15 protein-coding genes and 13 pseudogenes are annotated in these 26053 nt (G+C 58.1%); 11 read left to right on the forward strand and 17 right to left on the reverse strand.

Features of this window, described 5'->3' with window-relative positions; genetic code table 11:
• Window positions 1–55: 55 nt before the first annotated feature.
• Window positions 56–1870: an ABC transporter ATP-binding protein gene (locus NKH78_RS23660; protein WP_352884387.1), complete on the reverse strand. Its 1815-nt coding sequence runs from the start codon at window positions 1868–1870 to the stop codon at window positions 56–58.
• 370 nt (window positions 1871–2240) lie between these two features.
• Between NKH78_RS23660 and NKH78_RS32655 the strand changes: the two are divergent.
• Window positions 2241–2860, forward strand: a pseudogene (locus NKH78_RS32655) (IS6 family transposase); the annotation flags it as partial.
• A gap of 249 nt (window positions 2861–3109) precedes the next feature.
• On the opposite strand, the gene NKH78_RS23670 reads toward NKH78_RS32655, so the two are convergent.
• Window positions 3110–4447 (reverse strand): aspartate aminotransferase family protein, encoded by a 1338-nt coding sequence (locus NKH78_RS23670; protein WP_352884391.1) that lies wholly within the window; start codon window positions 4445–4447, stop codon window positions 3110–3112.
• Between the two features lie 1077 nt (window positions 4448–5524).
• Between NKH78_RS23670 and NKH78_RS32660 the strand changes: the two are divergent.
• A pseudogene (locus NKH78_RS32660) lies at window positions 5525–5885 on the forward strand (IS1634 family transposase); the annotation flags it as partial.
• 282 nt (window positions 5886–6167) lie between these two features.
• Here NKH78_RS32660 and NKH78_RS23675 read toward each other — a convergent pair.
• From NKH78_RS23675 to NKH78_RS23685, 3 genes and pseudogenes are all read right to left on the reverse strand, one after another.
• A complete protein-coding gene (locus NKH78_RS23675; protein WP_352884393.1) occupies window positions 6168–6338 on the reverse strand; it encodes an IS3 family transposase in 171 nt (56 codons plus the stop codon).
• Between the two features lie 485 nt (window positions 6339–6823).
• Window positions 6824–7024: a hypothetical protein gene (locus tag NKH78_RS23680; RefSeq protein WP_352884395.1), complete on the reverse strand. Its 201-nt coding sequence runs from the start codon at window positions 7022–7024 to the stop codon at window positions 6824–6826.
• A gap of 214 nt (window positions 7025–7238) precedes the next feature.
• A pseudogene (locus NKH78_RS23685) lies at window positions 7239–7923 on the reverse strand (Mu transposase domain-containing protein); the annotation flags it as partial.
• 9 nt (window positions 7924–7932) lie between these two features.
• On the opposite strand from NKH78_RS23685, the pseudogene NKH78_RS23690 reads away from it, so the two are divergent.
• Window positions 7933–8064, forward strand: a pseudogene (locus NKH78_RS23690) (phage integrase N-terminal SAM-like domain-containing protein); the annotation flags it as partial.
• 15 nt (window positions 8065–8079) lie between these two features.
• On the opposite strand, the pseudogene NKH78_RS23695 reads toward NKH78_RS23690, so the two are convergent.
• Window positions 8080–8457: pseudogene (locus NKH78_RS23695) on the reverse strand (transposase); the annotation flags it as partial.
• A 148-nt stretch (window positions 8458–8605) separates the two neighbouring features.
• On the opposite strand from NKH78_RS23695, the pseudogene istA reads away from it, so the two are divergent.
• The 4 genes and pseudogenes from istA to NKH78_RS23715 all read left to right on the forward strand — a co-directional run.
• Window positions 8606–9867: pseudogene (istA, locus tag NKH78_RS23700) on the forward strand (IS21 family transposase).
• Window positions 9864–10736 (forward strand): IS21-like element helper ATPase IstB, encoded by an 873-nt coding sequence (istB, locus tag NKH78_RS23705; protein ID WP_352884398.1) that lies wholly within the window; start codon window positions 9864–9866, stop codon window positions 10734–10736. The pseudogene istA and the gene istB overlap by 4 nt, the downstream one beginning before the upstream one ends.
• Window positions 10737–10797: 61 nt before the next feature.
• Window positions 10798–11886, forward strand: a pseudogene (tnpC, locus tag NKH78_RS23710) (IS66 family transposase); the annotation flags it as partial.
• 249 nt (window positions 11887–12135) lie between these two features.
• A pseudogene (locus tag NKH78_RS23715) lies at window positions 12136–12320 on the forward strand (IS3 family transposase); the annotation flags it as partial.
• Between the two features lie 113 nt (window positions 12321–12433).
• Here the strand turns inward: NKH78_RS23715 and NKH78_RS23720 are convergent.
• The 9 genes from NKH78_RS23720 to NKH78_RS23760 all read right to left on the reverse strand — a co-directional run bounded on the left by NKH78_RS23720 (window position 12434) and on the right by NKH78_RS23760 (window position 23033).
• Window positions 12434–12976 carry a sarcosine oxidase subunit gamma gene (locus NKH78_RS23720; protein WP_352884399.1) on the reverse strand — a complete coding sequence of 181 codons (543 nt, stop codon included), beginning with the start codon at window positions 12974–12976 and terminating at the stop codon, window positions 12434–12436.
• The gene (locus tag NKH78_RS23725) at window positions 12969–15932 is read right to left on the reverse strand and encodes a sarcosine oxidase subunit alpha family protein (protein ID WP_352884401.1); all 2964 of its coding nucleotides are present in this window, start codon (window positions 15930–15932) and stop codon (window positions 12969–12971) included. The genes NKH78_RS23720 and NKH78_RS23725 overlap by 8 nt, the downstream gene beginning before the upstream one ends.
• Window positions 15929–16195, reverse strand: a complete 267-nt coding sequence (locus NKH78_RS23730; RefSeq protein ID WP_352884402.1) for a sarcosine oxidase subunit delta — start codon at window positions 16193–16195, stop codon at window positions 15929–15931. The genes NKH78_RS23725 and NKH78_RS23730 overlap by 4 nt, the downstream gene beginning before the upstream one ends.
• A 9-nt stretch (window positions 16196–16204) precedes the next feature.
• Complete coding sequence (locus tag NKH78_RS23735; RefSeq protein ID WP_352884403.1) at window positions 16205–17461, reverse strand: sarcosine oxidase subunit beta family protein; 1257 nt, start codon at window positions 17459–17461, stop codon at window positions 16205–16207.
• Between the two features lie 282 nt (window positions 17462–17743).
• Window positions 17744–19027, reverse strand: coding sequence for an ArgE/DapE family deacylase (locus NKH78_RS23740; protein ID WP_352884404.1), 1284 nt, complete (start codon window positions 19025–19027; stop codon window positions 17744–17746).
• A gap of 47 nt (window positions 19028–19074) precedes the next feature.
• Window positions 19075–20163, reverse strand: a complete 1089-nt coding sequence (locus NKH78_RS23745; RefSeq protein ID WP_352884406.1) for an ABC transporter ATP-binding protein — start codon at window positions 20161–20163, stop codon at window positions 19075–19077.
• 14 nt (window positions 20164–20177) lie between these two features.
• Window positions 20178–20999 (reverse strand): ABC transporter permease, encoded by an 822-nt coding sequence (locus tag NKH78_RS23750; protein ID WP_352884408.1) that lies wholly within the window; start codon window positions 20997–20999, stop codon window positions 20178–20180.
• Window positions 21000–21003: 4 nt separating this feature from the next.
• Complete coding sequence (locus tag NKH78_RS23755) at window positions 21004–21864, reverse strand: ABC transporter permease (RefSeq protein WP_352884409.1); 861 nt, start codon at window positions 21862–21864, stop codon at window positions 21004–21006.
• A gap of 89 nt (window positions 21865–21953) precedes the next feature.
• Window positions 21954–23033, reverse strand: a complete 1080-nt coding sequence (locus NKH78_RS23760; protein WP_352884410.1) for an extracellular solute-binding protein — start codon at window positions 23031–23033, stop codon at window positions 21954–21956.
• 230 nt (window positions 23034–23263) lie between these two features.
• Between NKH78_RS23760 and NKH78_RS23765 the strand changes: the two genes are divergently transcribed.
• On the forward strand, window positions 23264–23944 hold the full coding sequence (locus tag NKH78_RS23765; RefSeq protein WP_352884412.1) for a GntR family transcriptional regulator: 681 nt from the start codon (window positions 23264–23266) through the stop codon (window positions 23942–23944).
• A 250-nt stretch (window positions 23945–24194) separates the two neighbouring features.
• On the opposite strand, the pseudogene NKH78_RS23770 reads toward NKH78_RS23765, so the two are convergent.
• A pseudogene (locus tag NKH78_RS23770) lies at window positions 24195–24425 on the reverse strand (transposase); the annotation flags it as partial.
• On the opposite strand from NKH78_RS23770, the pseudogene NKH78_RS23775 reads away from it, so the two are divergent.
• Window positions 24403–24693: pseudogene (locus tag NKH78_RS23775) on the forward strand (transposase domain-containing protein); the annotation flags it as partial. The pseudogenes NKH78_RS23770 and NKH78_RS23775 overlap by 23 nt on opposite strands.
• Here the strand turns inward: NKH78_RS23775 and NKH78_RS23780 are convergent.
• Window positions 24690–24860 (reverse strand): annotated as a pseudogene (locus NKH78_RS23780) (IS256 family transposase); the annotation flags it as partial. The pseudogenes NKH78_RS23775 and NKH78_RS23780 sit on opposite strands and share 4 nt — an antisense overlap.
• A gap of 246 nt (window positions 24861–25106) precedes the next feature.
• On the opposite strand from NKH78_RS23780, the pseudogene NKH78_RS23785 reads away from it, so the two are divergent.
• Together NKH78_RS23785 and NKH78_RS23790 are read left to right on the forward strand one after the other, a co-directional pair.
• Window positions 25107–25690: pseudogene (locus NKH78_RS23785) on the forward strand (IS110 family transposase); the annotation flags it as partial.
• A gap of 10 nt (window positions 25691–25700) precedes the next feature.
• A pseudogene (locus NKH78_RS23790) lies at window positions 25701–26046 on the forward strand (DDE-type integrase/transposase/recombinase); the annotation flags it as partial.
• Window positions 26047–26053: the final 7 nt, after the last annotated feature.

The raw sequence follows: 26053 nt of genomic DNA on the forward strand, positions 1-26053 counted from the left end.
TCCAATCCTGCCCTTCTCGACACAAACTTCCTGCGCGGAGAAGCGGAATTGGCGTTCAAGAGCACGTTCGCACCAGCCCCTTCGTCAGTTCCAGCGCCTGGCGCTCGAACAGGCGCCGGTAAATTCCGCTGTCGCGACGGATCAGCGCGGCATGGCTGCCGTCCTCGACAATGCGGCCGCGGTTGAACACAAGGAGACGGTCGAGCGCTCGGACCGTCGAAAGCCGGTGCGCGATGACAAGCGTCGTGCGGCCCACCATCAACCCCTCGATTGCCTTCTGGATCAGCACCTCGGACTCTGAATCCAGGCTGGACGTCGCCTCGTCCAGGATTAGGATCGGTGCATCGGCTAGGAAGGCGCGCGCGATCGCCACACGTTGGCGTTCGCCGCCCGAGAGCTTCACGCCGCGCTCGCCGACCAGCGTGGCGTAACCCTTTGGCAGGGCGACGATAAAATCGTGCGCGCTGGCGAGCCGAGCCGCCTTCTCGATCTCGGGCCGAGAAACGCCGGGCCGGCCATAGGCGATGTTGTCGGCCAAGGAGCGGTGGAACAGGATCGGCTCCTGCTGCACGGTGGCGATCTGCGAGCGTAGCGACACCTGCCTGACCGTAGAGATGTCCTGTCCGTCAATCAGGATTCGCCCACCCTCCAGGTCATAAAGCCGCTGGATCAGCTTCACGAAGGTGCTCTTGCCGGAACCAGAGGGGCCGACCAGCCCCACCCGCTCGCCAGCCTCAATCGAAATCGAGAAGTCACTGTAGAGCGGCGACCGAGACTCGCTGTAATGGAAATGGACGCGCTCGAAATCTATATGGCCCTTTATGATTTGGATAGGCTCGGCGCCTAGATCATCGGCCACGCCAAGAGGATGGCGGTAGACTTTGACCAGTTCCTCCATTTCGTTCACACAACGCTGGAAATTCTGCGCGTGTATGGAAACGTCGCGCAGGTAGCCCTGTAGCATAGAGAACGACGCGAGCATGAAAGCAACGTCACCAGGGGTGGCCTGGCTGTGCGACCACAGAATTAGCGCATAGCCGATCACCGCGGCCCTCAGCGCGAGCAGAGTAAGGTCTTGTACCGTGCTGGTGGAAACTCTGCGCATCCAAGTCCGGCGGGTACGATGCCGCCATTTGGCTGTGATCTTCGCGACGTGCTCGTCTTCGCGTGTTTCGGCCCCGAAGGCTTTGACCACTGCATTGCAGCTGATTGCATCCGCGACGGCACCGCCGAGCTTGGTGTCCCAGTAGTTGGAAAGGCTTGCCGCTGGCGCCACATAGCCGAGCGACATGAGAGTGATCAGTGCGACGTAGACGATCGAGCCGCAGGCGATGATCAGGCCCATTATCGGCCAATACCAGCCGAGCAGGACAGTAGAACCAACCAGCATGGCGAGCGAGGGAAACAACGCTATGAGAATCGTGTCGTTCAAGAGATCAAGCGCCCACATGCCCCGGATGATCTTGCGCATCGTCGCGCCAGCGAAGCTGCTAGCATGCCAATCGGTCGAAAAGCGCTGAACGCGCTGAAATGCGTCGTTCGAGACATCGGACATCATCTTCAAGTTGAGATCTGCGATACCGACGAAGGCGACGTACCGCGTGAGGAGGGCCACAAGCGCTAGAGTCATCAGCATTGAAAACGCCGCAACTGCAGTATCCCAGGCGATGGGCTCGGCCGCCGCTCCCTTGGTCACAGCATCGACGAGGCGGCCTGAATAAAGCGGCGTGAGGACATCAGCAACCGTTGCGGCAATCATCGCGCCGGCGGCAATCGCAAGCCGGACCGGTTGCCGGGCCCAACGATGGGCATTAAAGGCTAGAACGTCGAGGAACGCGCCGCCGGGCAAAGTAATAAGAAAACGGGTCATGGCCTCAAAACAAGCTCAGCAAAAACGCTCGATCCGAAGAAAGCTAAAAGGAAAGCCTCCAGCGTCTGGCACCTCGACGTGAAGACCACCGCAGCTTCCTCCTCGCCGTACACAAGGAACATCAAAAATTGTGCCAAATGCGCGGGAGCCGATTTAGGAAGACTTTTCCCGGAAATTTGCCAGTGCTTATGTTACCTGCTAGGGGGCAAGGGTTCCGGCCGAAACTACGTTGTTGCAAATCCGACAAATCTGACCAGGACTGCGCGAGCGCCGGCCTGCTCAGCTCGACTTTGTACGTTTTTGGTCAGGTCCGGGTCCAGAATAGGCTGTTAGTTGCGATGTGGCTGAGCGGTGTTGTCACGTTACCGGCATGCGGTTGCTTGCATGTCGGATTGAACGTAATTTGGGCGATGCAGACATCAGATATAGTTTCAAACGTCACCGGTTTCCGCCGCAGATCGTTGCGCGGTCTGGCTTTACCTACGGTTCAACCTGAGTCTGCATGAAGTTGAGGAAATGCTGCTCAAGCAAGCATGGAATGGAGCATATGAAACGGTCCGCCGTTGGACGGCCAAGTTCGGCCCCCAGATCGCATGCACCTGCGGCGACGGCAGGCGTGCGCCCCGGCGATGTTTGGGTATCTGGACGAAGTCGCTGTGAAATGTGCTGGCAGGCAGTCTGGCTCTGGCGCGCGATGGATCAGCAGGGCACCGTTCTCGCGGAAATCTTGCAGAAGCGACGTGACAAGGCGGCGGCAAAGCGCCTGCTGGTCACGATGAAGTGCTATGGTTTTGTTCCGAAGCGAATCGTCACCGACAAGCTTCGCTCCTACACTGCGGCAAAGACTGAAGTGGCGCCCGGTCTCGACCATTGGTCGCACAAGGGCCTCAACAATCGCACCGAGCCATCTGCCGTTTCGAAAAAGGGAAACGAACCATGCAAGGCCACCGATCGCCGGGAGCGTTGCAACGTTTCGTCTCCATACATGCACTCAGCTACGCCTCGAGGCTTTCATGCCTGGAAGATTGCGGCCTGTCGTCTGAAAACTAAAGACGCCTCACGGTTTTTCAGACAGAGACTTAACGTGACAACACCCGTCCTTTGTCTCTGCGCAAGCACGACCAGTCGAACCGCCGTGGAACGTGGCCGTTTGCTTGGTGTGGGAGGGCGGCACAGTGAGGAGGCCACCCATCCCGAATCAATCGCAAGAGTCCACGGCTCCTAGTTGACATAGGCCCCTTAGGCGCGAACTTCTAGCACGGCTGCATCGATGGCCTCGCCGAGCAATCCGACGATCGTGTCTATGTTCTCGCCTGTCGCTATTAGAGGCGGGCAGATGACCACGTGATCGCCCACGTAACCGTCAATTGTGCCGCTAAAAGCGGATGTGATGAGGCCTCTCGCCTCCGCATTTTGGTCGATTTTCGAACTTAGGCCCTGCGATGCAGCGAAAGGCGATTTCGTGTCCCTGTCCTCCACGAGTTCCACTGTCATCAACATACCTCGACCTCGAATGTCGCCGACGTGCGGATGCTGTGCGAACCTATCGTTTAGTCGGGCAGCGAGTACATTTCCTGTAGCTTTCACGTGATCCAAAAAGCCAGGGCCCCGAACGACCTTTTGCACGGCAACCGCTGCCGCACATGCGGTCGCGTGGCCCGAGTAGGTGTATCCACCTTTGAAGGTGCCTGACCCGGAGACAATGGCTTCGTAAATCTTTTGATTGACCATCGTCGCGCCGATCGGCTGGTAACCGGCAGCAATCCCCTTTGCGAACGTTAGGAAATCAGGGGCAACCCCATCCTGCTCGCAAGCATGCAGCGTGCCGGTTCGACCCAGCCCGCATAAAACCTCATCCAGAACGAGCAGGACGCCGTATTTGTCGCAAATCTCTCGCACGCGGTTGAAATATCCCGGTGCTGGCGGCGTTGTGCCGTTTGCCGTGCCGGTCACCGTCTCGGCTACAAAAGCCATCACGGTGTCGGGACCTAGGCCAAGGATGGCCTGTTCCAATTCGTTGGCTGCGCGGAAACCGTATTGCTCCGCCGTTTCATCTTCCAGCCGCCCTCTGTACTCGTAGCATGGCGAAATGTGGAAAACGTTTGGAAGAACTGCTTCAAACGGTGTGCGTCGCGAAACAGTATAGCCGACGCCAAGCCCGGTTAAGCCGGCACCGTGGTAGCTGGCCCGGCGTCCGATCACCTTCTTCCGGCTGGACTGCCCAATCTCTACGAAGTACTGCCGGGCCATCATCACCGCTGTTTCGACAGCTTCGGATCCGCTGTTCGTAAAGAACACACGGCTGAGGCCTTCTGGAGCATCGGTCGTCAGAATGGCCGCAAGTTCTTCGAGCGGCTCCGAGGTAAATACGGCGGAATGGAAGAATGCCATTTTGCCGATCTGTTCGCGAACGGCTTCGATTACAGATTCGTGGCTGTGACCAAGGGACGAGACGCAGGCACCGCCAGCGTAGCCGTCGATATATCGCCTGCCGTCTTTGTCGAATATGTACATGCCGTCGCCTTTGACAGCAATGGGAAGATTGCGCTTTGGGATTCGGTGGAACACACTACTCATGCTATCTCTCCTGACTGGTGGTGAATGGGAAGACGCTTCATACGTTGTTATAGAGTGAGCTCCTCAGCGTTTCACAGCGGATACCTTGCCAAGATCTGCATAATCAAACGACTTTGCGGGCGCGCTCCTTGGATTAACTCTCTGCGCTTCGGATCACAGAGTATTGATCCGCCGAGCGGCTCGGCTCGGATCTCTGAAGACAGCGCAAGTTTCGCGCCACCCGGATACGCCATTCTATGGCCCTTTTCCGGCCTATTTCAGTTGCGGGGCTGAAGAGACGACTTCGAGCGTGTTAGACATGCGACAAAACCGCCACTGAAGGGTGGTGTCCCAAGGATTTCGCTAATGGGTCCGTCAATGAGTTCCACGTTCTGATGCAGCGCCCGCCAGGCGCAAGGTTCTCTGCGGATTGATCGCGATAGGGGGACGCCTCGCGACGCCGCCCACCGGGTCACCGGAGGCGGTCACCCGCCCCCGGTTCCCACAGAACGTGGCGTTCGGCTTTCCCGCACCACGCTCTTCGGTAGCTGGTTCACAGCACCGCGAATGCCTGCAGTTCCCTATGTGGGAGCCGCAGTTTGGGTCGCAGTAGCGGCTTCCGTTCTTTGATCTGGTTGAAAGTGCCCCACTGAGGCGACCGCCATCACGGCTGCGGCTGCATAGCATCTGCGCCAGTAACGCTCCAGCGACCGGAGATTTCCAGGGACGCCGTAATACGCATAGTGGCCGAGCAGGACGCGGTTTATTTCCGCTACCTGATCACTGATTTTATAATGCCGAATTCGCCGCATCAGCTCCCGCAGCGACAGAAGGCCGCGCTTTAGCCCAGATTTTTCGGTGCGCATCCCAACCTTGAAGTTGCCTTTTCGGTTACGCGTAAAGTACAGCCTCAGACCCAGAAAGTAGATGGTTTCCGGGCGATTTCTGCCGCGCTTGCCCGCGTGTCGCTGCGCGAACCGACCAACTCGACCAACTTGGTCTTGGTCGGCTCCAGGCTGAGGCCGAACTTCCCCAACCGTTGGTGTAGGGCTTCCTGAACGCGCAGGGTATCTTCGCGATATTGGAAACAGATCGCCGACCAATGCGAAGGTGACCCCGCTGCAGGCCGTGCTGCGGTATCGCGATTTGCTCGAGGTCGAGACCCTGTTCCGCGTCGCCAAGGCAACCTTCAATACCCGGCCGATCTTCCACCAATCCGATGCTGCCATCCGCGGGCATGTGTTCTGCTCCTTCCTGGGCTCGTACTCAGCAAGGAACTACGCCGCTCTGCCGGGCCAAAGGCCTGACGCCCGAACGGCAACCGCTGCTACGCGATCTCGACCGCCTCCAGGAAGCCATCATCGAAAAGGATGGTCGCATCCTCACCACCAGAACCCACGTCACGCGCCAAGTGGGTGGCATCGCTCTGCCATACAACCTCGACGAACAACTCGCCTGAGATCACCCCAAATGTAGCGGCAACACGCGCCGGCGCGCGCCTAACATGCTGACTTAATGACATATTCTTACAGGCGGTCTTTAAGTGGGTCTGAGATGTGTATCCAACGCCCATCCGACGACCTGACGACCTTGCGATTATACGCATCAAGCACAACGAACAGGAAAGCAAACTCCTCAGCCGGATGCAGGAACGTGATATCGGGAACCCACAGCTGGTTGACCCCATCGATGATCATGCCCTAGCAAGGTTCGGCACGACTCCAGCCATGCCTCGAGCTCGTCATTGCAGAACAAAGGGTTTCGCGCGCAGGCACAGCAGATTGTCTTCACGCATGATCCGTAGAATGCATTTGTCGTTGGCTTGCCACCCCTCCCGCCGCAGCAGGGCTGCGATCCGGCGGTAACCGTAGTGCGCGTTGATCAGAGCCACCTTCTTAATGAGATCCCGCAAACCTGCCTCGGCCCGACGAGGGGGCCGAATCTAGCCTGTGACGGGAATAATTCGCGCGGCTGACGCCAGCGAGCCAGCACATTCGACCGATGTTGAATTCGCCTTGCGACAGGCCGGCCGTCAACTTTTCGATGACTTTGAAGATCCCGTTTCGCCAGGAGCGCTGCTCCGATGCTGATCTTCCTCGAAGTGCCACAAGGCTTCGCGAAAAAATCGAGATCGAGCTGCTGTTGCCCGACTTTCTGTTCTAACAGGCTGTTGAAAAAGGATTTTGGGCATGCCCGGACGCATTTTCGATTCGTGCGGCGGCAGTCTCACGCAACAAAACTTCGCGGGTTCGGGTCATAGGATTCGATTGTGTCGTGATCATCGTTTCAACCCGACTTTTTCAACAGCCTGCTAATTCTCTGATCCGGCGCCTGGCCTTAGTCAGGGCCTTTCCCTGAGGGATCGGCACCTCGGCTGCGCTCTGCAAATGCGGGGCCTCAGCCGCTGTCGATCTGGCCGGCCGACCGAGACGACGTGACTTCAGATACCACGAAGCCTGAGGTGATCGAGCCACCCGTAAAGGCGTGGCGACTGATGCCAACCTCATCTGCCAACTTGCTGACGGGTTCGCCCGCCTGCGTGCGCTGGAGAGGCTCCAGTTTCTGGTCCTCATCAATAAATCTTTGCCGTCCGGCCATGCCCCAGTTTCCTCTCCTTGCGGGGAAACTGTCCGCGATTTTCCTTGTCTCAGGCTGAGGGTGCATGTGTGGACGCCTCCTTGGCAAGACGAAAGTGGCGCATTCTGAGCTCGGTCGGTTGCAGTCATATGTTCATATGTTCGGCCTTTCGATGCGGGTGTGTTGAGTCGCTGGCCCTGATGAAACTCCGCGGATTGAATCCCTAAACACTCCAGGCCTGTCTGTCCGGCAGCCGCTCAATGAGCACATCGAAGGCCCTGCGGTATTCCTGCCGCGGGAAGAGCTTGTCTCGATAGACGAGATTAAGGACCCGGCTTTTTGCGCAGGGAATGGATGACGTGCCGATAATTGACGACCTGATCGTGCCTTCCATCGGCATGTCCACGGCCTCTGGGAAGCGTCATCAGGTGTGTTCCTCCGACAAAGACCTCGAGGCGATCGTCGAACAGCCGGACGCGAAGCCGATGTCCGATCAGGCGGGAGGGAACGGTGTAGAAGACCCTGCGTAAGGTGAAGCCGCCGGTTCGCGATACGGTGACGACCACCTCCTCGAAGTCGCTAGTCCGCCGGTCGGGAAGTTTCTGCAGATGAGGGCGCTCGGCATCAATGCGCTTGCCATGATTGGCGTTGTGCCGGCTGACGATCTCGTCAATGAAGGCGCGGTACGCGCCGAGATCGTCGAAGTCCCTGCCGCCACGCATCAGAAAGGCGTCACGGATGGCGTCCTTGAGATGGCCATGGGCGCTTTCGATCGACCCGTTCTCGTGGGCGACGCCCTTGTTGTTGCGGGTCGGCGTCATGCGATAATGGGCGCAGAGCTCCTCGTAGCGACGTGTGAGATCCTCCCTCGCATCGGCACTGAGATTGCGGAAAGCCGCCGACAGGCTGTCGCTGCGGTTCGCCGGCGCATGATCGAGGATATGACGATCCGTAATCTTTCGCCGGCCACGCAGCGATCCTACGTGCATGCCGTGGTGAAGTTTTCGCACTACTTTGGCCGTTCGCCGGATCGGCTTGGTCTGGAGGACGTCCGCGCCTTCTAGAGCACGTCCTGTTTAATCCGGCTCATATCCTGCGGCCTTAAAGTAGTTTACGCATTCGGCTGGCGTGAAGAGGTCGAGAAGCGGACCGACGGCGTCCCACAAAGCCTTGATGGTTCTCTCGGCCTTTGCTCGCAACAACGCCTTGAGCTTGGAGAAGGCGTTCTCGATGGGGTTGAAGTCGGGACTGTAGGGCGGCAGGTAGAGCAGGCTTGCCCCTGCGGCCTCAATCGCGTTGCGCACGCCGGCGGCCTTGTGGGCGGGCAGGTTGTCCATGACGACTACGTCGCCCTCCGACAATGTCGGGACCAGCACCTGCTCGACATAGGCCACGAATACGTTGCCGTTCATAGCGCCGTCGTAGACGAAGGACGCTGTCATGCCCGTCAGCCGCTGTGTCGATGCCGGCTCAATACTCCCCAGAAGTGCCGTTTGAATCTTCCCCAGTATAGCGCTGCCGCCGGTCTTCCGGAGCGCGCTCCGGGAGACCGGCGGCGCGTAATCGTTGATGCTTCTCCTGATGGTCGGGAGAGGGATTTCGGTGACCAAGATCGGGGAGATGATGATGATACTGGATTTGCATCGGCAGGGCCTGTCGGTGTCGGCGATCGCCAGGGAGAGCGGGATCGACCGCAAGACGGTGCGCAAATACATTGCGCGCGGCTCGAGGCTCCGGCTTACGGACCGCGCAAGCCGCGTCAGGCGGTGATCGATCCCTTCACGGCCTATCTTCGCGAGCGCGTCACGCGATATCCCGGACTCACCGGCAGCCGGCTTTTCCGCGAACTGAAGGACCTCGGCTATGGCGGCGGCTACACGGCCGTCACCGACTTCCTGCGCGACGTCCGTCCTGCCGCGGCGGAGCGCGGATACGAGGTTCGCTTCGAGACCCCGCCCGGCGAGCAGGCGCAGGTCGACTTCGCCCAGTTCAATGTCGTCTTTGCCGATGAGCCGACCACGCCGAGAATCGTCTGGCTATTCTCCATGGTGCTTGGCTTCAGTCGCCTTATCTGGGCACGCTTCGTCGTCCACCAGGATCTGCCGACTGTCTTGCGCTGCCATGCTGGGGCTTTCGAGGCGCTGGGCGGCGCTCCTCGCGAAGTGCTTTACGATCGTATGAAGACGGCTGTGATCGGCGAAGGCGATACCGGCGGCATCGTCTACAACCGTGCCCTCGTCGATCTTGCCCGCCACTATGGTTTCCATCCCAAGGCGTGTCGGCCTTACCGCGCCAAAACGAAAGGCAAGGTCGAGCGACCATTCCGTTACATTCGCGAGGACTTCTTCCTGGCCCGGTCCTTTCGCAATCTCGAAGACCTGAACGTGCAGTTGCGTCACTGGCTGGACACGGTCGCAAACCCGAGAGTTCACGCCACCACAAGGCGTGTCGTCAACGAAGCTTTCGCCGAGGAGCGGGCAGCGCTGCGGCCGCTGCCTTTGGCTCCGTTCCGATCGGTCCTGAAGCTCGAGCGACGCATCAGCCGGGAGGGCATGGTCAGCGTCGGCGGCAATTTCTACAGCGTGCCCGATGCCACCAGGCGCCGTGTCGTCGAGGTACACACGCTGGCCGAAGAGTTGCGCATCTTCGAGGACGGCGCGCTGATTGCCACCCATCCCATTCTCGAAGGCCGGCATCAGCGTCATGTCGAGCCGGGTCATCGCAACATCCACGTCCACAAGCGCCGACAAAGACTGAGGAACGACGAGGTCATTCTTCATGGCTCGGGCGACAGGGTCACTCAGCGCCCGTTGGCCTTCTACGATGCCGTCGCCCAGGTGATGGCGAAGGAGCAGCGTCCATGACGAACGCGCTCGATACAACGCCATCCACGATCGACCGAATCCGCCACGACCTCGTCGGCCTGAAGATGCCGCGTGCGCTCGAAGCACTCGATCATGTCGTGCGCCGGCTCGAGCAAGGCGAGATCGCCGCCCTCGAAGCCATGGACATCCTCCTCTCGGAAGAGTTGACCCTGCGCGAGAACAGCCGGATCAAGACGGCACTGCGCATGGGGCGCCTGGCCACGATCAAGACCCTCGCCGGCTTCGACTTCTCTTTCCAGCCCTCGCTCGACCGCGATCGAATCTTCACGCTGGCCCAACTCGGCTTTGTCGCCCGCTGCGAGGTCGTCCACTTCCTCGGCCCGCCCGGCACAGGCAAGAGCCATCTGGCCATTGCGCTTGCAGTCGAGGCTGTGAAGGCTGGAAAGAGCGTCTATTTCTGCACGCTGGCCGAACTCATCGCCGCGCTGGCAAGGGCCGAACGCGAAGGCCGCCTGCAGGAACGCATCCGCTTCTTCTGCCGGCCTGCTCTGCTCGTTGTCGATGAGATCGGCTACTTGCCCGTCGTCCACGGTGGCGGCAATCTGTTCTTCCAACTCGTCAACGCCCGCTACGAGAAGGGCGCCATGATTCTCACTTCAAATCGCGGCTTCGCCGAATGGGGCGAGGTCTTCGGCGATCCTGTCGTCGCAACCGCACTTCTCGATCGCCTGCTTCACCATGCGGTCGTCGTCCAGATCGAAGGATCGAGTTATCGGCTCCGCCAGCACGCCGAGCTCATGCCCGAACACTTGCGATCGAAAGCCTCCATCACGCCGCCGACATTAAATCCACCATCGCGGCCGCGCGGCCGGCCACCGAAAAATGGACACCCCTCCGCGACAGTCTGAGCGGCGAAACTGGGGAATTTTACTTCGGCACTTTTGGGGAAAATTCGAGCGGCATTGACATACCGGCATCAACACGCCGGTCGTGACCGCGCCGATGCCCGCGCAACCCTTGCCGGGCAGCATCGCTACGGCCTCGACGCTGGCCTTCGCGCTCGTTCATAAGTATGTCGACGGCACACCGCTCTACCGCTTGGCGCAGGCTTTCGAGCGCGCGGGCGTTCCTGTCAGCCGTGGCGCTCTGGGTCAGTGGGTGATCGGCTCGAGCGAAAAGCATCTCGCCCGCATCTATGACGTGCTGAAGCTGCGGCTCAGATCGCAGCCCCTCATCCATGGCGACGAGACCACGGTCCAGGTGCTGAAGGAAATGGACAGAGAGGCCACCAGCACCTCGTACATGTGGGCATACCGGAGCGGCCACGACAGTGACGAGCCGATCGTGCTGCTCGATTATCAGCCGGGTCGCGGCCAGATACACCCGCAGACCTTCTTGGGCGATTACCGCGGCATCGTTATGGGTGACGGTTATTCCGCCTGGCGCACGCTGGAAGGGGCAACGCATCTTGGCTGCATGGCCCATTCCAGCCGGCGCTTCGTCGATGCCCTAAAGGCGAGGAAGAAAGGCGGCGGCCCGCCGGAACAGGCGCTCCGGTTCTTTGAACAGCTCTATCGGGTTGAAAGGCAGGCGCGGAACGAAATCCCCGATGACGGCGAAACGCGAGATCACTGCATTCGCCACTTCCGCCAGCAACATAGTGTCCCGATCCTCCATGCTCTCAAGGCATGGCTCGACGACATCGCCCCAAAAGTCTTGCCGGACAGCAAGCTCGGCGACGCCGTCTCCTACACCCTGAACCAATGGGGATATCTGACTCGTTACACCGAGGACGGCAGCATGCCGATCGACAACAATCTTCTCGAGCGTGACATCAGAATCTTTGCCACTGGCCGGAAAAGTTGGCTGTTCAGCGATACCGTCGACGGAGCCAGGGCCAGCGCCGTCATCTACAGCCTGATGTTGACCTGCCGCGCCTGTGGCGTCGAGCCGTTAGCGTGGCTGCGCCACGTCCTCACTGAACTACCTCAGCGCCCCGAGAACGCAGCCATCGAGGATCTGCTGCCCTTCAACTTCGCCAAAGCAACAGCAGCCTGATCAGACCAGATACCGTTCCCGATTCGAAGGCCATCCGTCGAAAGCCCCCGCGTCAACGTGCAGCGAAAATAGCGCTTACGCTTTAGGTGCCTCCGAAGCCGCGAGGCTGCGGCTCACGGGACACGGCGGGGTGTCGAAGATCATCTGCAGTTCAAGATTTCAGGCGTGAACACAACGCCCGGCCCAAGGATGCAAATGGATAAAGAAACTTGCATTCCTCGGTCCCGTGGGCGTTCTTTCGTCGTGTTGTTCAACACCGCGAGGCCGCACTCCTCGCTCGGCTACCAGACCCCGGCGGCTTTCGCCGGAACCCTCGCCGCAACCGGCTCCGACGCTTCGCTCTATGCTATGAGGGCTTCGCGTCCCCACCGGTTGTTCAACCCGCGCCCTACGGCGTAACAGAAACAGCCGAGGCTCTAACCGCCGCTGGATGACACTTCAGTGGCAGGTCACTTCTCGCCTAGTTTCACGCTCAAGCGCCGAGGAGGAGAGCGGGGATGAAGGATCAGATGCTTGGCATGGTGCCGGCGCACCTCCACGAACTACTTTACTTGGGTACCACCTCAGCCGTGAGATGATCTGCCAAGAAATTGGTGAGCGATCCTGCAAACGTCGCGGGAATAAGCACTGTGAACTGCTCGCTGCATTGCCGGTCGATAAGCACGCTGACGTGGTGAATGGCCGTCTGTGCAAACTGCCCGACGGGAAAGGCTGCATCGCTAAAGTCGAGAGCCGCGACGCGACTGAGAAGCCCGCTGGCACCAGGTCCTTCGAGCGTCAGGCATACACGCGAGTCCGAGAGATCAAGGATGACGAGGTCGATTGCGTTTTCGACGCCAAAGGCGGGTTCGGATCTGATCAGCACTCGATCGGGCGTAATCCGCCAGATGATCGCCGGCCCGCGGCGGAGCGATGAACGATAGTCACCTGGCAAGGACAGCCCCTGTGCTCGGAGCGCCTGGTCCGCGGTTCTGTCGAAATCTCCCCAACCCGCAAGCTGCGTCAAATGACCCAGCCCCACTTCCGTGATGGTGACGGCCAAGCCGTCGCTGGTTGTGCCGCATATCGGCAATGAATATCCTTTAGCCATTCTGGCGATGTCCTTCAGGGTCGAAGAAATGATGCGAGACGACTTTCGCCTGCAGTGTTTGATTTCCCACGAAATCGACGACCTGAATCGTCTCGCCGAAGCGCTCTGGTCCCCGCGACAGGAGCGCCAGCGCGATGTTCTTTTTCAAAGCAGGGGAATAAGTTGTTGAAGAGACCCAGCCCTCACCGTGACCTCTTCGTGAAGCGTTCATCGCGAAAAGCAGCGAACCTGCCGTTGCGCCTCGATCGCCGATGATTTCCAGGCCGACCAGGGACGGTCGCCTCGGATCCTCCAAAATGGGGCGCTTGCGCAGCACGGAGCCTACGAAGGGCTTCTTGCTGGAAGCGAAACCCTCCAGGGCCAGATCCTTCAAAGTCGTGCGGCCTTCAATTTCGGAACCGGCGATGTGCCCCTTTTCGATGCGTAGCGCCCCCATAGCCTCGAGGCCGTACGGCTTGAGATTATGAGTTGGCCCCGCAGCGATCAGAACTTCCCATACTTTGCGTCCAGATTTCGCAGGGATGTAGATTTCGTAGGCAAGCTCGCCCGAAAAGCTCATGCGGTGCAGGCGGCAGGGCACTTCTGCAATCGTGACGTGCGTGAAATGGTTGTTGGGCAGCGCCTCCCTGCTGAGGTCTGTACCTGTCACATCCATCAAAAGGCGCCGGGATTTAGGACCGGCGATGGCAATCGCCGCCCACTGGTCAGCGACAGACGTGACATGCACCCTGAGATCGCGCCACGCGGTCTGAAGGAGGTATTCGGCCCATGCAAGCACCTTGGCGGCGTTGGCTGTCGTGGTGGACATGAAATAGTCGTACTCGCCGGTCCTTGCGGTCGCACCGTCGTCAAAGACAAAGCCGTCTTCCCGCAGCATGATGCCATAGCGCAGCCGGCCGACAGGAAGCGCCTTGAAGCCATTCACATAAACGCGGTTGAGAAATTCCGCGGCGTCGGGGCCCTGTACAGCAATCTTGCCGAGGGTGGACACATCGATGATGCCCGCATGTTCGCGAACGTGGACAGCCTCGCGAACATAGGCCTCGTTGATGCTTTCACCATTTTCTGGATAATACCAAGGTCGCAACCATAGCCCCGCGTCCATCATTTCTGCGCCGTTTTCCGTATGCCAATCGTGGATCGTGGAAAGTCGGGTCGGCCGAAGATGGAGCCCATGGTCGTGGCCGACAATGGCGCCGATCGTGACCGGGGTATAGGGCGGACGAAAGGTCGTCGTGCCAACGTTGGGAATCGCCAACCCGCGCAATTCGGCCATCCGAGCAAGTGCGTTTAGATTCGAAGTCTTGCCCTGGTCAGCTGCCATACCAGAGGTCGTATAGCGCTTGAGGTGTTCGATCGAGACGTAGCCTTCACGATAGGCTTGATCAATGTCGGCGAGCTTCACATCATGCTGGAAATCCACGAATGCCTTGCCAGGAGTGCTGCCGTCGGCCTTAGTGACAACCGTCACCGGCAGAAGGTTGCGGCCCCAGAAGTCGGCGTGTCCAAATAGAGCAGGTTCGCTTCCAATCGCGCCGCCAGCTTTGTGACCCTGCTGGAGAGAATCTCTGAGCGATGGGGAGCCGACAAGCGAGCCTACACACGTGAAGGCTTCTTTTTCCACCGAGGGCACAAACGCGTCCAATTCCTTACTATACTGTGGCTTTCCAAAACGCTGGCTCCACAAATGCAGCGTCGGACTCCAACCACCGGACATCGTGACAACGTCGCAGGCGATCCGCACCCTTCGGCCGGTCGCTTTACCATCCGGGCCGACGGGAACAAGATATGCGGCTTTCACGATCTTGCCACCGGTCACCTTCAGGACTGCATGGCCGGGCCGCAAGTCAACGCCCGCGCTTTTGGCATTAGCGCTGAGGTTTGCCGGGATTTCCCTGCGAAGGTCGCATATTGTTACCGTCGCACCCGAATTTGCGAGTTCAGTGGCTGCGGTGTAGGCGCTGTCGTTGTTTGTTGCCACGACGATCCGTTCGCCAGTTAGAACAGCATATCGATTCAGATAACTGCGAACAGCTGATGTGAGCATAACTCCTGGCACGTCATTGCCGGCGAATATCAAGGGTCGCTCAATCGCTCCGGTCGCCAGAACGGCCCGTTTGGTTCGAACCACCCAATAGCGCTGTCTCGGTTTTCCATCCTGAGGCGTCAGGACATGGTCCTGCGCCCGCTCTAAGAGCCCGAATACCTGACAATCATAGGCGCCAAAGGCCGTTGTACGCGTCAGAACGCGAATATTGGCAAGACCATCAAGCTCTGTCCGTGCCTGGGCAAGCCATCCGTCCGAAGGCGCACCTACGGGTTCGCTGAGGAGCGATCCGCCAATGTCACGATCTTGCTCGACCAGTACGACGTTGTCGCCCTTGCGGCCGGCCGCGAGAGCAGCGGCGATCCCCGCCGGACCAGCGCCAACAATCAGAACATCACAGAATGCATTGATCTTCTCATAGTCATCGGGATCAGGGAGCGTCGTCGCCCGCCCCATGCCGGCAGCCTTGCGAATGAAGCCCTCGCAGAACATCCAGAATTTGTTACCGCTGAAGGGGCCTATGAAGGTTTTATAGTAAAAGCCCGCGCCGAAGAAGCGGGACAGCATCCCGTTCATCGCTCCAACGTCGAATTGCAGGTTTGGCCATGCGTTCTGTGGAGTCGATATCAACCCATCGAAAGCTTCAACCATCGTTACCTGAGCATTGGGCTCATGCCGCGCCCCGTCTCGCAGATGGACAAGGGCGTTGGTCTCTTCCACCCCAGCCGCGACAAGGCCGCGTGGGCGGTGATACTTGAAACTGCGCCCGAATATCCGCTGCCCACCCGCCAACAAAGCCGAAGCTAGAGTATCACCAGGATGAGCCGGAAAAGACCTGCCATCGAACTGAACTGTTATCTTACGCGAGCGGTCCAGACGCCCGCCGCCCGAGAGCCTGCGCGCCGTCATATCGCTACCTCACGAGCCAGGAGCGAACCAAAAATCTCATGGGTGAGCGTATCGCGTTCGACCAGGAGCCACTGCCTGCAGCCGCTGACATGATGCCAATGTTCCCTGTGCCGACCGCGCGGATTCTCGCGGATGAATACATAGTCGTGCCAGACCCTAGGATCCGCCTCGTTCATATCTGGGCGGCGTAAGGTCGCATCGGCGCCGTAGGTGAATTCGCTCTCATCTCGCAACCCGCAAACAGGGCAAGGAATTCTCAACATGATTGAACCTCAATGAGCCTTCGGGTCCGGACCAGCACCCGACTCGTCAATTTGATAGCCGCGCTCGAAACGCTGCAGGGTGAATTCAGCAATATCGGGATGTGGCTCGCCTTTCGCGAGCGTCCAGGCGAAGCAGTAACCGGAGGCAGGTATGGCCTTGAAGCCGCCATAGCACCAGCCGCCATTCATCCAGAGCCCCTCAACAGGCATTTTGCCGATGATCGGCGAGCCGTCCATCGTCATATCCATCGCCCCTGCCCATTGGCGCAGCAGACGTAGGCGAGAAATCGATGGAATGAGGGCTTTGGCGCTTTGAAGCGTGTGTTCGACGATTGGTAGTCCACCGCGCTGGGCATATGAGTTAAACCCGTCTAGATCGCCTCCGAGGACCAAGCCGCCTTTGTCGGACTGGCTGATATAGAAATGCGCCCCCCCGTAGATGATCACATTGTCGACTAGCGGCTTCAGCGGCTCTGTGACAAACGCCTGAAGAACATGCGTTTCAATGGGCAGGCGAAGCCCCGCTTTAGCCGCCAAATGGCTGGTATGCCCCGCAACGGCCAGCGCCACCTTGTTTGCTTGGATCGGGCCACGCGTTGTCTCGACGCCGACTATTTTGTCTCTGTCCCAGATGTACCCCATCACCTCACACTGCTGGATGATGTCGACGCCTTGCTTGTCGGCCGCACGCGCGAACCCCCACGCAACCGCGTCGTGACGCGCTGTACCGGCACGGGGTTGCGAGAACGCTCCGTAGATCGGGAACCGGGCAGTCGCTGAGTAGTCGAGGTAAGGTAGCCGCCTCATTACTTCAGCGCGGTCGAAGAATTCGGCATCAATGCCGTTGGCCAGCATGACATTGGCGCGGCGGCGGAGAACCTCCCCCTGACCCGGCGAATGGAAGACAAAGTAATACCCCCGCCGTGACATCATGACATTATAGTTCAGATTTTGGCTGAGATTCTCCCATAGCTGCATAGACCGCTCGTAAAACGCCGTATTGCCGGGCATCATGTAGTTGGAACGCACAATGGTGGTATTGCGGCCCGTGTTACCGCCCCCAAGCCAGCCCTTTTCGAGGACGGCGATATTGCGGATCCCATGCTCCTTTGCCAAGTAGTAAGCTGTTGCAAGGCCATGACCGCCACCGCCGACAATGGCCACGTCGTAGCTTGGCTTCGGTGCAGGATCCCGCCATGCACGCGACCAGTGCCTGTTGCCGGTCAGGCCATGGCGCAAGATCGAAAGGGCCGAATAGTGGCTCATGCAACTCCTCAATTAATTGGCGTTTCGAAACCCTTCTTGAGGGCTTCGGGGACGGGCATGGGCCCGTTGCGATCACAGGAGCCGGCCTCACTCGTTACGAAAGATCTATGTGGCTTGAGCAACCATCCGCATCAAATGCCGTTGCTTCCGTTCGCTTTCCCAGTGGTTCAAGTCTGCATTCGGCGCGAGTGTCCCCCGAGCATCGCCGCAAGCAAGACGGAAGGGGGGCAATTCATCTCCACATCTCTTTTTGCCGGCGGCGCCTCGGTCATGACACAAGCATCACTTGTACTCCCGCGTCCCGCACCACTCGGCCGCAAAAAGCGCCATGGTCTTGGTGACGCGACGAACCGAAGAGAGGCTGACCCGCTCGTTGATGCCGTGGATATTTTCGGCAATAGGTCCATATACGAGAGATGGAATCCTGCCATGAACGGCGAAGACGGCGGCATCGAGGTAGCATGTCATCACAGTTGACTGCAGATTCGCCTTCTCATTAACAAGAGCATGAGCGGACCGGAGGCAGGCTTCCGCGTTTGTGTCTTCCGGCAGTTCGTAGCCACCGTGCATACAGCCGATCCATTCTAGCGCGACCAGCTCTTCGCCTGCCAAGACAGGATCGGCGGCACGAATTTCGTCAAGGAAGTTTTCAAACTCACCGGCGCGATCCTTGGGATCCTCACTAGGATAGAAGCCAATCCGTCCTTCAACCGAGCAATCGCTAGGAATGGAGGCGATCCAGTCGCCGCCGGTAATCGTACCAAATGTCAAAGCGACGGGATTTGGAAGATCTTTGAACAACGTTTTCGTACGCCCTTCCTCAATCCATCGGCGCTCCAACTCCCTCAAGTGCCCAACCAGCCGGATCATCAACTCGATGGCGCTCTGACCTGCCTGCGGTTCGCGAGGATGGGCCGGACGACCTCTTGTCGAAAGGCGAAACTTGATCACACCGGCATTTGCACACACCAACTGCTCATCGGTCGGTTCCGGACTGAAGATGACATCCGCAACATAACCCTCGGCGAAGGCGGTAGCGGAGCCGTTTCCGGTGATCTCCTCTTCAACAACTGACTGGACCTGGACGTCACTGCATAGCTCCAGCCCAGCGTCGGAAATTGCATCCAAGGCAAAAATGGAAGCAACGAGGCCAGCCTTCATGTCGCCGGCGCCTCGACCGTACAACCAGTCCCCCTGACGAAATGTGGTGAATGGTGGGTAAGTCCAGCGATGCACACTGGCCGCAGGAACGACGTCGACGTGCGAATTGAATGCAAGTGATCGACCGGCTCTGTTGTCTGCTTGCCGACACCCCACGACGTTCCAACTCGAGGCATAATCAATAGTTGCCGGTGAGAATGCCGGATGGATTCCTATTTTCCCCGCGTCGGTTCGGAAACGGCTTACGGCATACCGCCGCTTCCTCAGCGCGGTCTCGATAAAGTCTTGGGCTTCATTCTCCAGGCCACGTAAAGAGCGAAAGCGGACAAGCTCTTCAAGAAATTGGATCTGATTTTCGAAGTTACGATCGACAGCGGCAACAATACGATCTTGTACAGAGTTCATTTAATTCAATCCGATCATTCGTTCGTCACTTTTCGTCGCTCGAATTTTTATGAACCGCTTGGCACCACGACGCAATCGTGCGGAAAGAAAGTCACTGCGACCTCTTGGCCCGACTGCTCGATCTTTTGACCGATGTACTTCTCGGTCGCAGTAATCAGTTGACCGCCTGCGATTTCGACCACCAAATGAAGATCGGCCCCAAGATGGGCGATGTCCCGGATTGTGCCGCGCATGGCATTCACGGGCGTATCCCCGAACGATTCAATAGCAGCATCAACTCGAACGCGTTCCGGTCGCACGCAGACATCAAAGGCTCCATCGTTGAGGCTGCTGGCGGGCATGGGCACTAAGATCCGAAAGCCGCCCTTGGCCTTCAGTTCAGCCATACCGCTTGTGCTCTTCTCGAGTTGACCGGTGAACCAGTTGGAGCGGCCAATGAACTCAGCGACGAACCGCGTTTTTGGATCGGCATAGATGTCTGTCGGCGTCCCCTGCTGTACGATCTTTCCCGCACTCATGACAACAACACTGTTGCCGAGGCTCATGGCCTCTTCCTGGTCATGGGTTACGACGATCGTCGTTGCGCTCACGGAAGCAAGAATTGCCTTCAGCTCGAATTGCAGTTCTTGGCGCAATTTTGCATCGAGGGCTGATAGAGGCTCGTCGAGCAATACTACCTCAGGGTTTGTGGCCAGCGCTCGGGCCAGCGCCACGCGCTGTTGCTGACCACCGCTCAACTGATTAGGCCGCCGATCCTCAAACCCCTTTAGCTTAACCAATGACAACATCTCGGCGACCCGAGCAGGGATCTTTGACTTTTCAAAGTTGCGACGCTTCAAACCGTAGGCAACATTCTCGACAACCGTCATGTGCGGAAACAGTGCATAGTCTTGAAAAAGAAGGCCGACGTTACGCTCGTAGGGCCGACGACCCTTCATGTCGACGCCAGAGACCATTACAGCGCCCTCTTTCGCCTCTTCAAACCCCGCGATCATTCGCAAAGTCGTTGTCTTGCCGCATCCGCTCGGGCCAAGCAGCGAGAGAATTTCTCCCTTTTCAACGGCGAACGAGATGTCATCGACAGCGAGGAAGTTCCCATAGCGCTTTGTGACATGTCTAAGTTCGAGAACACGCATTCAGAACAAGTCTCCTATGACCTGAAAACGCCCTTGCCGATCAGGCGATCGAGACCAATCGTCCAATCGAGGACGAGAATAAGAGCGAAGGTGAATATCATCAGAACAACCGCGGCCGCAGCGATGGTCAAATCAAAGTTTGTACGCATCATACTCACCATCGCAACTGGCAGCGTGTAGGAGTCGGGCGACGTTAGGAACAAACTGACGGCTACGTCGTCCATGGAGAAGGCGAAGGCGAAGACCGATCCAGCGACAATACCAGTGCGAGCAAGTGGAAAGGTAACATCCCAGAAAGCTTGGCGTTCTTTAGCGCCAAGGCTCATAGCCGCTTCAGTCAAGGTCTTCCGGATTCCGACGAGGCCCGAAAGTGTCGTACGCACCGTATATGGGAACGTGATGATGATGTGCCCGCCGACCAACCGCGTGAACCCATCGAATATGCCGATCATGGCAAAAAACAGGAGGAGCGCAAAACCGATCACAACAGCAGGCACGATCAGCGGCGACAGGAAAAGCGACTCTAAGACCTGCTTACCCGAACCAGTATAACGGTCGAGGGCAATTGCCGCGCTGACGCCAGCCGTGGTGGAGACGACCGTTGTGATCAAAGCAAGAAGCAAGCTGGTCCAAAGGCCCTTCAGATAATATGCGTCGGAGAAGAAGCTTTTATACCAGCGGAACGAATATTCAGTCGGAGGAAATTGGCCCATATATTCACGATCGTCGAACGACATCGCGATCGCGACGACAATCGGGAAAACAAGAAATACCAACAAAATAGTGATATTAACGATACCAAGCCAGGTTGCAGCATTGTCGATGAAGCGCTTCACAGATTCATCCTCGCTCAGGGTTGCCGAACCGTCTCGAAACCACCCACGTGATCCCGTAAATCGTGACCAGCGCAATGATGAGCATGGTGATCGCGACGGCGGATCCGCTCGGGTAGTTCGCGATCTCACTGAAACGCGCATATATAAGGTTGGAAACAAACAACACCTTGCCCTTGCCAAGAATCATTGGGATCACGAATGCGCTGAGACATAGCGTGAAACAGATGAGGAACGCCGAGAGCAATCCGGGCACACAAAGTGGCAAGGTGATAGAAAGATGCGATCCCAACCGTGAAGCACCAAGTACTTGTGATGCCTCGATGAGTCGTGGGTTAACGTTCTGTATAGTTCCAAATAACGTGATGACGGAAATCGGAATCAAATAGTGCAGTAGCCCTAGAACTACAATCAATTCGGTATAGAAACGTCCGTTCGGCGATATATTCAGTAGGCGAGCGATAAATTGAGCATATCCAGTTGGCCCAAACGTCAGCTGTAGGGCATAGACGCGTACCAATGTGCTCAGGAACATCATGCCAATGAAGAACCCGACGGCAAGCTTTCGCAACAACGGCGACCGCTGCCTTGCTATCGAATATGCGATTGGAAAGGCTGTAAAGACAGCTATGAGCGACGAGATAATGCCGAACCTGAAGGTTTCGGCAAAATACCTAAGATAGGCTGGCTCCAAAATTTCGGTGTAGTTTAGCAGAGTGTAGGGCGCCCCCTTGGCTGAGCCGATCCGGCCGGGCTCGAAGAGCCGAAAGCTCTCGTCGACAACGTTTAGTAGTGGCAAAGCCAGAAAGGCCAGGAACAGTGCGAACCCTGGCAACAGCAACAACGCGGTCCGTCTTGTCGTCGGCATTGCAGTTCCAAAGGGTTTGAATAACAAGCGGCGCCGGACGCAACTCGACGCCCGGCCTCTCAGCGTTGAGACATCACTATCGCGCGATGTCAGAGAAGTGGAACAATCTCCTGTTCCCAACGCTTGTTCCAGCCATCGAGCTCCTTGCTGAGGTGATCGAAGTCCGGCACAACGACGAATTCCTCAACTTCCTTGGGAGAAAACCGAAGGTGGTCCAAGGATTGATCGACCACGGCTCGCGTGTTGACGGGAACTTCGCCGACCTCCTTGCCGTATCGTTCACTCGCATCCTTACTGATCATGTAGTTCGCGAGGTCAAAAGCGAGTTTTTTGTTTTTTGAACTCTTCAGGACCACCCAACCAGATACGTACATGAACGTTTTGAGGTCCTTGTTAGTCTTGGTCAACGGCGAGGCCTTCACTCCCTTGATCGCTGAGTATAGGCCTTGGTCAGCGAAGGTCACGGTCGTTTCACCGCTATCCAGCGATGTGATGATGTCCGCCGTAGTAGCCGAGACCCGGCCAATATTGCCGGACTTTGCGAGGTCATTGAGGAACGCCCAACCGGGCTCCATGTTGAACTGATCGCCGCCGCGGGCCATCGCCAAAAACACAACCTGCATGTTCGTGAATAGCGACGGGTTGGGCCAAAGAATTTGACCCTGGAGCTTGGGACTTAACAAGTCCTCGATTGACTTGATTTGAATTGGGCATTTTTCCGTAGAAACGAAAAAGCCTCCACTTGATCCGCGCGGAATCGCCTTCCAATTGCCGTTTGCGTCCTTGGGAATGAGACTCTCCGGAACGTCCGCCAGGTTGGGGCAATCTCCAAGGGTCACTGTTTCTAACCAGTCTTCACGGATCATTGAAAGAAAGACCGGACTCCAATTGTCGACCAGATCATAAGGCGGATTTGGCCATGCGACCTTGATCTTTGGCAGAATTGTAGCACCGCCACCGGCATGTAGCGTCCAGTTGATCGGAGCCTTCCCCCATTCGTTTCCAATCGCCTTAGAGTGGTCAATAACGGGCGGCCCCCACTCCACAACGGAAAGCGAGTTGGCGGCGCGTGCCTTGCCGAAAAATGGTGCTGCCAATGGTGTCGTGGCGAGCGCCACGCCGGCCGAGACGCCGGTCTTGATAAAATTCCTGCGCGAGAATTCCGACATTTGATCCTCCCTGTTTGCCCGGTCCAACATTCCGCCCTTGCGGCGCCATAGGTTGCCTGCATATTTTTGTTTTGAACCTACCGCAGCGCAATCTATATACAGCTATAATGCAGCCCGGAGAGGGACGTGTCAAGGCAGATTGCGGTGCGGGAATCCGTGCACATAGCACTTCGATGAAGGCATCGACCTTGATGTAGGGTACATGTTTTGCGCAGAGACGGACGGAGCTAATGGAAGCAATGAATAAACCTGGTAAGCCAAGTGCCGGCCAACGCCAACGATATATGTACGAGAGCATTCGACAGCGGATCGGAATGTTACACTATCCGCCGGGCATGATGATTAATGAGATGCAGCTGGCGAACGAATTCGGTGTCAGTCGGACGCCACTGCGGCGGGTTCTCCAGCAGCTCAGCTATGAAGGGCTTGTTGAGATTCGTAACGGTGTCGGTACGCGCGTCACCGACATCGACATGAAAACATTCAAAGACATTTATGACCTGCGGATCCTTCTTGCGGAGACCATGGGATCATTGTCCCCAAACTGGGTCACGGACAGGCATCGCAAGAAGCTTGGTGAGATGATTGCGCGAGCCAAGGACCTGCGCGAAAGGAAGGATATCGACGGCTACGCGAACCTCTCCAACGACTTGGAAGCCCTGATCTGCGATCTGATTGGCAGCAAACCGGCGCGCGAAATGACGGACCTGCTTTATTACCAGGTCGCGCGTATCTGGTGCACATTCTTGCCGAATCTGGATTGGGACGGCGTGATAGGAGAAACGTTGGATGAGCTGAAAGGTATGTCGGAAGCTCTGGTGTCGAACGACGTCGGCGAGTTTGGGAAGGTGAGGGCAACTTATTTGCGCCTGATGCTTAAGAAGGTCAGCAGATACATCTCAAGCGACTAGATTTACGTTGGATCGGTTGAATCGGCCGGCTGATTTGGCTTTCTGGCCTCGGAATCGGTCATGATCGTGTCTGGGCAACATACTCTTCTCCGGCCACTCGCTGTAGCGGAAAGGGGCCGCTCGCCGCTCCTTCTTCCGCCAATCGATGAAGTGGCTGGTTTTTTCCGGCTGCCCAAACTCGACCGCGTGGCGGCGCTGTACCTTTCGACGTTCATATCGGAAGATGATGGGTGACTAGAGCGGCGGACTTTCATGTGATGAGTCCATAGCCCGCGGCAGTGAAGTAGTTTCTGCATTCTGTTGGAGAGAAGAGATTCCAGATATCGCCAATTGCCTGCCACAGAGCGTCGACGGTTCTGATGGCCTTTGCGCGCAGATGCGCCTTGAGCTTGGCAAAGGCCATTTCGATCGGGTTGAGATCGGGGCTGTAGGGCGGCAGGAAGAGCAGCCATGCGCCTCTGGCCCGGATGGATGCCTCAACGGCCGGACTTGTCGAGCGTGCAGCACGCCAGCATGAGCAGGCGGTGGTGGCCGAAAAGGACGCCTTCATCACCGAGCTGAAGGGCCTGATCGAGAAGCTGGAGAGCCATGTTCAGGACTACCGCCGCACGAAGTGCGGGCCGAAATCGGAAAAACTCGATCCGGCGCAGATGGAGCTGGCGCTGGAAGATCTTGAGACGGCGATTGCCGAAACGCAGGCCCAGATCGCCTTCGTCGAGGAAAAGATCGCGGCCAGCGTACCCGATCCCGCGAGCAGTTTGGGCAACTGATTTTGTCCCTTCAATCTCCGCCAGGATTTCACGGCGGCCATGACGAGCTTGAAGACCATCAGCCTGGCGGTTTTCGATGACAGGGAGCCCTTCGTGCGCACTGTGCGGTGGCGAACGGTGGCAAAGACGCTCTCGATCGGATTCGTAAGCGGTATAAGACACGCGGTGCCGATGTCCGGCTGCAGTTTCTCTTGCCCGCGGCGTATGGTGCGACCATCCGGGACGGAGGCACCGGGAGCACGAAGGTGCGGGCAGGCCGATCCATACGATGAGCTGAGAGCTCGTGTTAGTAGCTGGCCGCCTCTGCGACTCGCCCGGTTGCGCCGTGAGCGCGAATCCGTAGTTGTCGTGTCGCCCGCCGCTCCCGTCATTCGATCTGACAGGAGGCGCCAATGCGACGCGTAGTTGGAATGGACATCCAACGAACCTTTGGGGAGGTGGTTTTCTGGGAAGCAGGCAGACTTCGACATGGTGGTCGTGTCCACTTGACCCGCGCCGCTCTGGAAGGCTTCGGCAAAAGCCTTCTGGCGACAGACGAGGTGGTGATCGAAGCGACCGGCAACTGCATGGCAGTGTCTCGGGTGCTGTCGCCCTTCGTGAAGCGGATCGTGATCGCCAATCCGCTTCAGGTGAAGGCGATCGCCCATGCTCATGTGAAGACCGACAAGGTCGACGCGGGCACGTTGGCCAGCCTGTTCGCGGCGGGCTATCTGCCGGAGATCTGGACGCCGGATGCCGCCACCAAGCGGATGCGCAGGCTGGTCGGGCGTCGCTACCAGGTCGTGCGTCATTGGACCCGGATCAAGAAGGTGCACGCGATCCCTCATGCGCACCTGATCCCGAAGTGTCCGCACGCCGATCTGTTCAACGGTCGTGGTCGCTCGTGGTTGATACGCCAGCCGATCCCTAATGATGAACTATTGGCAATCGAGCGCATGTGCGCGAACTCAATCGTCTTGCCGAGGACCTGGCGGTTGAAGCCGCCTGGGCGGCCGCGAAGACGTCCGGGCCGTTGCACGCCTTCGGTGCCGCTGCGTCCCGACGAGCGATGGTCGCTCGACTTCGTCTCCGACCAACTCACCGACGGGCGCCGCTTGCGCATCCTCACCGTCGTCGACGACTGCACGCGGGAAATGCCTGGCTCTGGTGGCCGACACGTCGCTCTCAGGCGTACGGGTTGGGCGCGAGCTGGATCGGCTTACCACTGAGCGCACCGCTGTCTCGGCTACCGCCGCTCCTTCATTCCGTAGGTGCTATGGCAGCGAGTTCACCTCGAACGCCATCCTCTCCTGGGCGGATCAGAACCGCGTCGAATGGCATTACATTGCGCCGGCAAGCC

The sequence above is a fragment of the Mesorhizobium sp. M0910 genome (genome assembly GCF_040319465.1).
Classification (GTDB): Bacteria; Pseudomonadota; Alphaproteobacteria; order Rhizobiales; family Rhizobiaceae; genus Mesorhizobium.